An 8345-nucleotide genomic window follows, 5' to 3' on the forward strand; every position below is an offset into this window, starting at 1 on the left:
TCCCCCGGAGGGGGAGGGAAAGAAACTCAAGGCACCAGCCGCACCAGCTTCCCGTCGCCCTCGTCCGTCAGCACGTACAGCAGGCCGTCGGGCCCCTGCCGCACGTCGCGCACGCGGCCCACGTTCTGCAGCAGCTTCGACTCGCGCGTGACCTTGCCGTCGGCCAGTTCGATGCGATCGAGATAGCCGAACTTCAGCGAGCCCACGAACAGGTTGCCCTTCCAGCCCGCGCCATAGCGGTCGCTGGTGAGGAAGGCCATGCCCGAAGGCGCGATCGAGGGCACCCAGTAGTGCAGCGGCTGCTCCATGCCCTCCTTCTTCGTGATCCCTTCGCCGATCGGGCCGCCGCCGTAGTTCTCGCCATACGTGATCACGGGCCAGCCGTAGTTGCGGCCGGCCTGCGGCAGGTTGATCTCGTCGCCGCCCTGCGGGCCGTGCTCGTGTTGCCACAGGCGCCCGTCCGGCCCCAGCGTCGCGCCCTGCGAATTACGGTGGCCATAGCTCCAGATCTCCGGCAGCGCGCCGGCGCGGCCGGTGAAGGGGTTGTCGCGCGGCACCGTGCCGTCCTTGTTCACGCGCACGATCTTGCCGTGGTGGTTGTCCAGCGCCTGCGCGTCCTCCTTGCGCGAGAAGCGCTCGCCGAGCGTGAGGAACAGCGTGCCGTCGCGCGCCTCGACGATCCGGCAGCCGAAATGCGCGGTGCTGGCCACCTTGGGCTTCTGGCTGAAGATCACGCGCACGTCCTCCAGCCGGCTCGCGTCCGCCGCCAGCCGCGCGCGCGCCAGGGCGGTGCTGTTGCTGCGGCCCGAGCCCGGTTCGGAGAAGCAGAAATAGAGCGTGCGATTGGAAGCGAAGCCCGAGTCCAGCACCACGTCGAGCAGCCCGCCCTGCCCGCTCGCGGCGACCTTCGGCACGCCCGCGAGCGGCGCCGACAAGCGGCCCTGCGCGTCGACGATGCGCATGCGCCCGGGCCGCTCCGTCACGAGGAAGCGGCCCTCGGGCAGGAAGGCGAGCGCCCAGGGGTGCTCCAGGCCGCCGGCGACCGTTTCGCCCCGCGGTGTCTGCGCGGCGACGGGCGGCAGCGCCAGGGCTGCGACAATAAGGGCTGGAAGCGACGCCGCCAGCCGGCCCCAGAGCGGGCGGCGCGTCGTGCATCGGTGAGGTCCGTTCATGGCGGGAGCATTGTTCCCGACCTGCCGCATTCCGGGGCCCGGATGCAAACCGATACGACTGAAGAAACTGCCATGCCTTGCCCGCTTGACGTCCGGCGCAGCCGGACGCTAACCTGCGCGCCCATGGTGCGCATGCTCAGCCTTGCGCTGCTGCTCGCCGCCACGGGCGCGCACGCGGCGCCGCCCGCTTCGGCCGAAGACGACGTCGGCCGCTTCATGGCGGAAAAGCGCCTGGTCGACCGGCTCGAGGAAGTGCGCACCACCATGGGCGACCGCGTCTCCGCCGGCGCCAGCCACGTGAGGCAGCGCGCCTCCGAGCTGGTGGTCACGGCGATGGGCTTCCTCGGCGTGCCCTACCGCCGCGGCGGCAGCTCGGTCGACACCGGCTTCGACTGCAGCGGCTTCGTGCGCGCGATGTACGAGCAGGCCGTCGGCCTGGTGCTGCCGCGCCGCGCCGACGAGCAGGCTGCCGCCACCCAGAAGATCGACCGCAAGGACCTGCAGCCCGGCGACCTGGTGTTCTTCAACACGATGCGGCGCGCCTTCAGCCACGTGGGCATCTACATCGGCGACAACAAGTTCATCCACTCGCCGCGCCCCGGCGCGCAGGTGCGGGTGGAGGACATGGGCGTCTCCTACTGGACCAGGCGCTTCGACGGCGCCCGCCGGGTGCTGACGCACGCACCCGAGGCGCCGCCGGCCGACTCGCAGTAAGCCGCTTGCTTACCTCGACCTGCGACTGAGGCGGGCCCTTCTCGCGGGTCCCCCGAAACCATCGGGATTTCGCTAGGACGCGACCCCGGGTACGCCCGTACGATCCCTCGCCTCACCAGTCCCTCGAGGAGATCGGCGTGGCGAAACTGACTGTGAATGGGGTCGTGCGCGAATTCGAGGCGGAGGGCGACACGCCCCTGCTCTGGGTGCTGCGCGAACAGCTCGGCCTGACGGGCACCAAGTACGGCTGCGGCATCGCCGCCTGCGGCGCCTGCACCGTGCACATCGACGGCGTGCCCACGCGCAGCTGCGTGCGGCCCGTCTCCAGCATCGGCGCCAACGAGAAGATCACCACCATCGAGGGCCTCTCGCCCGACGGCACGCATCCCGTGCAGAAGGCCTGGGTCGCGCTCGACGTGCCGCAGTGCGGCTACTGCCAGTCCGGCCAGGTGATGGCCGCCGCCGCGCTCCTCAAGAGCAACCCGAACCCGAGCGATGCCGACATCGACGTCGCCATGGGCAACATCTGCCGCTGCGGCACCTACAACCGCATCCGCGCCGCGATCCACGCGGTGGCGCGCGGCGACATGAAGGCCGCCCAGCTCTCCATCCAGCACGCCGACGGGAGCACGACATGAGCAGCAGCACCCTCGCGAAGATCCGCCGCCGCGGCTTCCTGCAGGCCTCCGCCGCCACCGGCCTGGTGGTGGGCTTCCACATCCCCTTCGCGCAGCAGGTCGCCGCCGAGGCCGTCGCGGCCCCCGAGGTGAATGCGTGGGTGGTGGTGAAGCCGGACGACACCGTCGTGATCCGCATCGCCCGCTCCGAGATGGGCCAGGGCACGCTCACCGGGCTGGCGCAACTCGTGGCCGAGGAGCTGGAAGCGAACTGGGCCAAGGTGACCTGGGAGTATCCGAGCCCCGGCCAGAACCTCGCGCGCAAGCGCGTGTGGGGCGACTTCTTCACCGCCGGCAGCCAGGGCGTGCGGCGCTCGCAGGAGTACGTGCGCAAGGGCGGCGCGCAGGCCCGCATGATGCTGGTGCAGGCCGCGGCCAACGAATGGAAAGTGCCCGTGGCCGAATGCCGCGCCGCCAACGGCATGGTCACGCACGGGCCCAGCGGCCGCAGCCTCTCCTACGGCCACCTCGCGCCCGCGGCCGGCAAGCTGGAGCCGCCAACCGACATCGTGTTGAAGGATCCGAAGGACTGGAAGATCGCCGGCAAGCGCCTCGCGCGCCTGGACACGCCCGACAAGGTCACCGGCAAGCAGGTCTACGGCATCGACGTCAGGCTGCCCGGCATGCTCAATGCGGCGATCAAGGATTGCCCGGTGTTCGGCGGCAAGCTGAAGTCCTTCAACGAAGCGGCGATCCGCAGCCGCCCCGGCGTGAAGAAGGTGGTGCGGGTGGGCGACAGCGCCGTCGCCGTGGTGGCGGACACGTGGTGGCACGCCAAGACTGCGCTCGACGCGCTGCCCATCGAATGGGACCACGGCCCCAACGCCAACGCCAACAGCGCCGCCGTGGCCGCCATGCTGAAGGCGGGGCTGGACGCGCCCGAGGCCGCCGTGGGCAACCAGAACGGCGACGTGAAGGCGGCCTTCGCCTCGGCGGCGCGGGTGGTCGAGGCGGTGTACTCGTATCCGCACCAGAACCACGCGACCATGGAGCCGCAGAACGCCACCGTGCTGTGGAAGCCGGACCGCTGCGAAGCCTGGACGCCGACGCAGAACGGGGAATCGGCGCTCGCCGCGCTCTCCGAAGCGGCCGGCGTGCCGCTGCCGCAGTGCGAGATCCACAAGCTGCACCTGGGCGGCGGCTTCGGCCGGCGCGCCGCGCAGCACGACTGGCTGATCCAGGCCGTCGCCATCGCGAAGGAGGTGCCCGGCACGCCCGTGAAGCTGATCTGGAGCCGCGAGGAGGACATGCTGCACGGCCGCTTCCACCCCGTGACGCAGTGCAAGCTGCGCGCGGCGCTCGACGCGCAGGGCAACGTGACCGCGCTGCACATGCGCATCTCGGGGCAGTCGATCCTGGCGGCGGTGTTCCCGCAGAACGTGCAGAACGGCAAGGACCCGGTGGTGTTCCAGGGCCTCAACCCGCCCGGGCCCGAGGCCTCGATCGGCTACAGCTTCCCCAACCTGCTGGTCGACCACGCGATGCGCAACCCGCCCGTGCCCCCGGGATTCTGGCGCGGCGTGAACCTGAACCAGAACGCGATCTACCTGGAGTCCTTCATCGACGAGATCGCGGCGGCCACCAACCAGGATCCGCTGGCGCTGCGCCGCAAGCTGATGGCCGGCCATCCCAAGCACCTCGCGGTGCTCAACGCCGTCGCCGAGCGCGCCGGCTGGGGCCGTCCGGCGCCGGACGTGAACGGGATGAAGGTGTACCGCGGGCTGGCGCAGACCATGGGCTTCGGCAGCTACGTGGCGGCCTGCGCCGAGGTGTCGGTCACGCCGGACGGCGAGCTGAAGATCCACCGCATCGTCGCTGCCACCGACCCCGGCCACGCGGTCAACCCGCAGCAGATCGAGGCGCAGGTGGAGGGCTCGTTCGCCTACGGCCTGTCGGGCGCGCTGTTCGGCGAATGCACGCTCAAGGACGGCCACATGGAGCAGACCAACTTCGACACCTACCCGGTGGTGCACATGCGGCACATGCCGAGGGTGGAGACGATCGTGATGCCGAGCGGCGGCTTCTGGGGCGGCGTGGGCGAGCCGACGATCGCGGTGGCGGCGCCGGCGGTGCTGAACGCGATCTACGCCGCCACCGGCAAGCGCATCCGCGACCTGCCGGTGCGGCACCACAGCCTGAAGCGCGCGTGAAGGCGATGCGGCGAGCGGTCGTGGCCGGCCTGCTCGCCGTTGCCTGCGCCGCCCCGGCGGCGGCGCAGGAACTGGTGTCCTACGCCGTCCAAGGCGACGGCATCATGCAGCCGCTGGCCGGCCTGCGCGGCGACCCGCAGCGCGGCCGCGCGATCGTTGCCAGCCGGCAGCAGGGGCTGTGCCTCCTGTGCCACGCCGCGCCGATCCCGGAGGAGCGCTTCCAGGGCGAGCTCGCGCCGGACCTGGCCGGCGTCGGCGCGCGCTACAGCGAGGCGCAGTTGCGGCTGCGCGTGGCCGATCCGCGGCGGCTGAACCCGGCCACGATCATGCCCGGCTTCCATGCACCGCAGCAGGCCCCGCGCGTAGGCTCGGCCTGGGCCGGAAAACCCATCCTGAGCGCGCAACAGGTGGAAGACGTGGTCGCCTGGCTGGCGACGCTGCGTTAGGCTTGCGGCATGCCCACTCCGCGCCCGCGCCCCTCCCGCCGCCGACTGCTGCTGCAGGCGGGCGCGGCGGCGGCCGTGCAGGTGGTGGTGCGGCCGGCCGCCGCGCAGGAGCCGCCCGCGCTCGCCACCCTGGTGGCGCAGTTCGCCGGGCCGCAGAAGGTGCGCGAAGGCCGCGTGAAGCTGGAGATCGCGCAGATGGTCGACAACGGCAACGTCGTGCCGATGCGCGTCACCGTGGAAAGCCCGATGACCGAGGCCGACCACGTCACGGAGATCGCCGTCTTCAACGAGAAGAACCCGCAGCGCGACGTGGCGCGTTTCCAATTGGGCCCGCGCTCCGGCAAGGCCGACGTGGCGACGCGGATCCGGCTCGCCACCAGCCAGCAACTGGTGGCGCTGGCGCGCATGAACGACGGCACGGTCTGGTCCGACAGCGTGGACGTCATCGTCATCACGGCCGCGTGCCTGGAAACCACCACCTCCTCCTGACCCCGCCCACCGCCATGGCCGCGCGCACGCTGATCCAGTTCCCCGCCACCGCCCGCCGCGGCGAGGCGATCCAGGTGCGCGTGACGATCGCGCACGGCATGGAAACGGGCTTTCGCCCCGGCATGGACGGCAAGCCGATCCCGCGCGACATCCTGCGGCGCTTCACCTGCCGCTACGAGGGCGAGACGGTGTTCAGCGCCGAGCTCTCGCCCGCCATCGCCGCCAATCCCTTCCTCTCCTTCCACGTGGTCGCCGACCGGAGCGGCACGCTGGAATTCGAATGGCAGGGCGACCGCGGCTTCTCGCAGGTCGAGCGGCGGCCGCTGCAGGTGGCGTGATGCGGCGCGCGGCGGTGCTGGCGCTGCTCGCCGCGTCGGCCTGGGCCGCGCCGGAGGATGCTCGCCGCTCCGGCTTCGAGGACATGAGCGCCGCCACGCAGGCCATGCAGCGCGACGATGCGCTGAACCCGGCGATGCTGTGGGCGGCCGAGGGCGAGCAGTTGTGGGCGCGCGCGCCTTCGGCGTCCGCGCGCTCCTGTGCGGGCTGCCATGGCGAGCCGGCCGCGCTGCGCGGCGTGGCGGCGCGCTATCCGGCCTGGGACGAGGTGCTGGGGCGTCCGGTGGATCTCGCCACCCGGATCAGTCTGTGCCGCGAGCGCCACCAGGGGCAGCCCGCCTGGCCGGCGGAGCACGACGAGCTATTGGCATTGGAGACGCTGGTCGGCCTGCAGTCGCGCGGCCTGCCGATCGCGCTGCGGCCCGATCCGCGCCTGGCGCCGCATGCCGCGCGCGGCGAGGCGCTGTTCCGCCAGCGCATGGGGCAGCTGGAACTGTCGTGCGCGCAATGCCACGAACAGCACGCCGGCCGCAAGCTGGCCGGCTCCCTGATCCCGCAGGGGCACGCGACCGGCTACCCGATCTACCGGCTGGAGTGGCAGGGCCTGGGGTCGCTGTGGCGGCGCGTGCGCGGCTGCATGACCGGCGTGCGGGCCGAGCCGTTCGCGGCGGGGTCGATCGAGTTCACCGAGCTGGAGCTGTATCTCGCCAACCGGGCGATGGGGATGAAGGTGGAGACGCCGGCGGTGCGTCCCTAGCGCCCCACCCCAACCCTCCCCCAGAGGGGGAGGGAGCAAGAGTCACTTCCGCTGCGGCGGCACGTCCGTGCACGTGCCGTGCGCGATCTCCGCGGCCATGCCGATGCTCTCGCCGAGCGTGGGGTGCGGGTGGATCGTCTTGCCGATGTCGACTTCGTCGGCGCCCATCTCGATGGCCAGTGCCACTTCGCTGATCAGGTCGCCCGCGTGCGTGCCGACGATGCCGCCGCCCAGGATGCGGTGCGTTTCGGCGTCGAACAGCAGCTTGGTGAAACCCTCGTCGCGTGTGTTGGCGATGGCGCGGCCGGAGGCGCTCCAGGGGAAATGGCCCTTCTTGATCGCGATGCCCTGCGCCTTGGCCTGGTCCTCGGTGAGGCCGACCCACGCCACCTCGGGATCGGTGTAAGCCACGCTCGGGATCACGCGGGCGTCGAAGGTCGACTTTTCGCCCGCCGCCGCCTCGGCGGCCACGTGCGCCTCGTGCACCGCCTTGTGGGCCAGCATCGGCTGGCCGACGATGTCGCCGATGGCGAAGATGTGCGGCACGTTGGTGCGCATCGAGATGTCCACCGGGATGAAGCCGCGGTCGGTGACGTTCACGCCCGCCTTCTCGGCACCGATCTTCTTTCCGTTGGGCGAGCGGCCCACGGCCTGCAGCACCAGGTCGTAGACCTGCGGCTCCTTGGGCGCCTGCTCGCCTTCGAAGCGCACCAGGATGCCGTCCTTGGTGGCTTCCGCGCCGACGGTCTTCGTCTTCAGCATGACGTTGTCGAAGCGCGGCGCGTTCATCTTCTGCCACACGCGCACCAGGTCGCGGTCCGCGCCCTGCATCAGGCCGTCGAGCATTTCCACCACGTCCAGGCGCGCGCCGAGGGTGGAGTACACCGTGCCCATCACCAGGCCGATGATGCCGCCGCCCAGGATCAGCATGCGCTTGGGATCGGTGGCCAGTTCCAGCGCGCCGGTGGAATCCACCACGCGCGGATCCTTCGGCATGAAGGGCAGCGACACGGCCTGCGAGCCGGCCGCGATGATCGCATTGCGGAAGCGGATCACCTGCTTCTTGCCGGTGGTGTCCTTGCCGTTGCCGGAGGTCTCCTCGACCTGCAGGTGGTACGGATCGAGGAAGGTGCCGATGCCGCGCACCACCGTCACCTTGCGCATCTTCGCCATCGCGGCCAGGCCGCCGGTGAGCTTGCCGGTGACCTTGTCCTTGTGCGCCTTGAGCCTGGCGCGGTCGATGGTCGGCTTGCCGTAGGAGACGCCGAGCGATTCGAAGTGGCTCACTTCGTCCATCACGGCGGCCACGTGCAGCAGGGCCTTGGAGGGAATGCAGCCGACGTTGAGGCAGACGCCGCCCAGGGTGGCGTAGCGCTCGACGATGACGGTCTTCATGCCGAGGTCGGCGGAGCGGAAGGCGGCGGAGTAGCCGCCGGGGCCGGCGCCGAGGACGAGCATCTCGCATTCGAGGTCGACGCCGCCGGAGTAGCTTCCGGCGGGTGCTGGCTTGCCCTCACCCCGGCCCTCTCCCGCCTGGGCGGGAGAGGGAGAGGAAACCACAGCGGCTGTAGATCCCTGCGGAGCGGCTGTTGCCCCCTCTCCCC

General features: G+C 71.2%; 9 protein-coding genes. 7 read left to right on the forward strand and 2 right to left on the reverse strand.

The features are described 5' to 3' along the window. Window positions 1-26: 26 nt before the first annotated feature. Window positions 27-1172 carry a PQQ-dependent sugar dehydrogenase gene (locus tag VFM98_RS00475; protein WP_325107921.1) on the reverse strand — a complete coding sequence of 382 codons (1146 nt, stop codon included), beginning with the start codon at window positions 1170-1172 and terminating at the stop codon, window positions 27-29. Window positions 1173-1295: 123 nt separating this feature from the next. Between VFM98_RS00475 and VFM98_RS00480 the strand changes: the two genes are divergently transcribed. The 7 genes from VFM98_RS00480 to soxA all read left to right on the forward strand — a co-directional run bounded on the left by VFM98_RS00480 (window position 1296) and on the right by soxA (window position 6741). Then, complete coding sequence (locus VFM98_RS00480) at window positions 1296-1886, forward strand: C40 family peptidase (protein WP_325107923.1); 591 nt, start codon at window positions 1296-1298, stop codon at window positions 1884-1886. A gap of 137 nt (window positions 1887-2023) precedes the next feature. Then, entirely contained in the window at window positions 2024-2524 is a 501-nt protein-coding gene (locus VFM98_RS00485) for a (2Fe-2S)-binding protein (RefSeq protein WP_325107924.1), read from the forward strand. After that, window positions 2521-4713: a xanthine dehydrogenase family protein molybdopterin-binding subunit gene (locus tag VFM98_RS00490; RefSeq protein ID WP_325107925.1), complete on the forward strand. Its 2193-nt coding sequence runs from the start codon at window positions 2521-2523 to the stop codon at window positions 4711-4713. Before VFM98_RS00485 ends, VFM98_RS00490 begins: the two co-directional genes overlap by 4 nt. Window positions 4714-4718: 5 nt before the next feature. After that, window positions 4719-5159, forward strand: coding sequence for a sulfur oxidation c-type cytochrome SoxX (gene soxX / locus VFM98_RS00495; protein ID WP_325107926.1), 441 nt, complete (start codon window positions 4719-4721; stop codon window positions 5157-5159). 9 nt (window positions 5160-5168) lie between these two features. Further along, window positions 5169-5648 carry a SoxY-related AACIE arm protein gene (locus VFM98_RS00500; RefSeq protein WP_325107927.1) on the forward strand — a complete coding sequence of 160 codons (480 nt, stop codon included), beginning with the start codon at window positions 5169-5171 and terminating at the stop codon, window positions 5646-5648. A 14-nt stretch (window positions 5649-5662) separates the two neighbouring features. Beyond that, entirely contained in the window at window positions 5663-5986 is a 324-nt protein-coding gene (locus tag VFM98_RS00505) for a thiosulfate oxidation carrier complex protein SoxZ (RefSeq protein ID WP_325107928.1), read from the forward strand. Next, window positions 5986-6741: a sulfur oxidation c-type cytochrome SoxA gene (soxA, locus tag VFM98_RS00510; protein WP_325107929.1), complete on the forward strand. Its 756-nt coding sequence runs from the start codon at window positions 5986-5988 to the stop codon at window positions 6739-6741. The genes VFM98_RS00505 and soxA overlap by 1 nt, the downstream gene beginning before the upstream one ends. A gap of 42 nt (window positions 6742-6783) precedes the next feature. On the opposite strand, the gene lpdA is transcribed toward soxA, so the two are convergent. Next, the coding region (lpdA, locus tag VFM98_RS00515) for a dihydrolipoyl dehydrogenase (RefSeq protein WP_325107930.1) at window positions 6784-8345 on the reverse strand (1562 nt) is incomplete at its 5' end.

It is taken from the genome of Ramlibacter sp., from assembly GCF_035706265.1.
Lineage (GTDB): Bacteria > Pseudomonadota > Gammaproteobacteria > Burkholderiales > Burkholderiaceae_C > Ramlibacter.

Bases quoted from the DNA above. Each gene is read 5' to 3' on its own strand.
- VFM98_RS00500 (WP_325107927.1), top strand. From the start codon at position 5,169: ATGCCCACTCCGCGCCCGCGCCCCTCCCGCCGCCGACTGCTGCTGCAG.
- soxA (WP_325107929.1), top strand. From the start codon at position 5,986: ATGCGGCGCGCGGCGGTGCTGGCGCTGCTCGCCGCGTCGGCCTGGGCC.
- VFM98_RS00480 (WP_325107923.1), top strand. From the start codon at position 1,296: ATGGTGCGCATGCTCAGCCTTGCGCTGCTGCTCGCCGCCACGGGCGCG.
- VFM98_RS00490 (WP_325107925.1), top strand. From the start codon at position 2,521: ATGAGCAGCAGCACCCTCGCGAAGATCCGCCGCCGCGGCTTCCTGCAG.
- VFM98_RS00505 (WP_325107928.1), top strand. From the start codon at position 5,663: ATGGCCGCGCGCACGCTGATCCAGTTCCCCGCCACCGCCCGCCGCGGC.
- soxX (WP_325107926.1), top strand. From the start codon at position 4,719: ATGCGGCGAGCGGTCGTGGCCGGCCTGCTCGCCGTTGCCTGCGCCGCC.
- VFM98_RS00475 (WP_325107921.1), bottom strand. From the start codon at position 1,172: ATGAACGGACCTCACCGATGCACGACGCGCCGCCCGCTCTGGGGCCGG.